The organism is Serratia nevei, from assembly GCF_024160145.1.
Taxonomy (GTDB): Bacteria; Pseudomonadota; Gammaproteobacteria; order Enterobacterales; family Enterobacteriaceae; genus Serratia; species Serratia nevei_A.
In genome coordinates this window covers 1-1,756 of record NZ_JAMYWQ010000082.1, presented here as the reverse complement: position 1 = coordinate 1,756, position 1,756 = coordinate 1, and the positions used below count along the sequence as shown (strand labels likewise).

Below are 1,756 nucleotides of genomic sequence, written 5' to 3'. Positions count from 1 at the left end.
AAGCCCAGAGTGCTTTGGATTATCTGGTTGCGGCGATAGGCATCATTCCTGGGGCTGGAGATGCAGCAGGTAAGGCGATCAAGGCGGCAGAAACGGCGCTGAAGAAGGGGGATGTCGCTGAAGCGTCCAGGCTGATTAACAAGGCCAGTGATGAGATTCAATCAGTCAAGGCGTTGGATGTAGGGGCTTATAAGGACCTGAAAGCACGTGAAAAGGTTGGTGATGGATTAGAACATGATCACATACCTTCCTTTGCTGCTCTGAGAACAGCAAAGGAAAATGAGTTAGGAAGGAAACTCACTCCGGCAGAAGAAAAGGCTTTATATCAAAATGCAACTGCTGTAGAGGTTCCTAAAGAGGTCCATGCAGCAGGCCCAACTTATAAAGGCAAAAATACGCCAGCGCAGGTTCAGCAAGATGCGAAAAATCTTTGTGGGGCGTTATGCCGTGATACTGATGCTTTGAGAACCAATATGATTGAACGTGGTTATGATCCAGTTCTGGTTGATGATGCTATAAAGCAGATTATTGACAGGAATCGGCAAACAGGAGTCATTAAATAATGTTGGCATGGAATGATCTTATTGACATCTTAGGGCGCTCGAAGACGAGTCATGAGTTTGTTTATCTTCCTAAAAAACTTAATGAATTGCCTGCCTTCGATGAGGGTGTTTTAGGTGATCGAAACTATTACTCATTCTTTAGCTCGGGTGTTTTACTTTTATTAGAAGATGACCTGGTAAATCAAATTAGCTTGTACATGCAAGCTGACGAAGGGTTCTCTGTATATGTAGGGGAGCTGCCTTTGCCTATTAATAGTAGTGAGTCAGAGGCTATCCGGTTGTTGGGGGAGCCTTCAGCAACTGGAGGTGGAAAAATGGATATGCTTTTGGGATATACTAATCGCTGGATAAAATATAAATTTGAAAATTATGAACTACATCTTCAGTTTAATCATAGTGATCAACTATGTAGAGTGACGGTGATGCAGTAAAAGATCCCGGCCAGTTGGCCGGGATCTTTGTTTTTAAGCCTTAAAAACGTCCACTTCCCGCCGCCGCAGTTGGAGCACATCGGGCGCGGAGGTCATTTCCAGCTGTTCAGCGTTGGTAATATCAGACTCGGTGAGCCAGTCGCCGCCGATCACCAGCTCACCGTTCTGCCGCACCCAGTCGCGCCAAGGTCGTGGCGGTACTGGCTGGCTTCACAGAGCGCTTTCCATATGGCTTCGTCAGTGACGACCGTGTTCCAGAGTGTGTGATGCTGAAGTGTCAGTTGTCATGGGAGCCAAGGGCAAACCCGACGTGAACTGACCGCCTTGGCGGAGGCGAAAAACGCCGCTGCCGGCTTGCAGCCGGGCGACGAGGGTGCGGCGCAGGGCGCCACCAACACCGTCGGTATCAGCGCTTCCTACGGCAGCCAGTCGTCGAAGAGCGAAACCCGCACCGACAGCCGCCAGTCGCAGGGCAGCACGCTCACCGCCGGGCAAAACCTGTCGATAACGGCGCACGGTAAAAATCACAACGCCCAGAGCGGCGATATCGCCATCACCGGCAGCCAGCTGAAAGCGGGCAAGGACCTGTCGCTCGATGCGGCGCGGGACATTACCCTGCAATCTGCCCAGAACAGCGAAAGCACCGTTGGCAAGAACAGCAGCAAAGGCGGCAACCTGGGCGTGAGCGTCGGCGCCGGCTCGGGCGGGTATGGCATCAGCGTCTCGGCCGGCGTGAATGCCGGCAAGGGGCATGAGAACGGC

At 51.7% G+C, this 1,756-nt stretch carries 2 protein-coding genes and 2 pseudogenes; 3 read left to right on the top strand and 1 reads right to left on the bottom strand.

Translation table 11 applies throughout. The features are described 5' to 3' along the window. Positions 1-563, top strand: a pseudogene (locus M6G53_RS24770) (hypothetical protein); the annotation flags it as partial. Next, positions 563-994, top strand: a complete 432-nt coding sequence (locus tag M6G53_RS24765) for a DUF6392 family protein (RefSeq protein WP_253335192.1) — start codon at positions 563-565, stop codon at positions 992-994. The pseudogene M6G53_RS24770 and the gene M6G53_RS24765, both read left to right, overlap by 1 nt. Positions 995-1,027: 33 nt before the next feature. On the opposite strand, the pseudogene M6G53_RS24760 reads toward M6G53_RS24765, so the two are convergent. Continuing rightward, a pseudogene (locus M6G53_RS24760) lies at positions 1,028-1,275 on the bottom strand (hypothetical protein). A gap of 43 nt (positions 1,276-1,318) precedes the next feature. Here M6G53_RS24760 and M6G53_RS24755 point away from each other — a divergent pair. After that, positions 1,319-1,756: hemagglutinin repeat-containing protein (locus M6G53_RS24755; RefSeq protein ID WP_253335194.1), on the top strand; the 438-nt coding region annotated here is incomplete at its 3' end.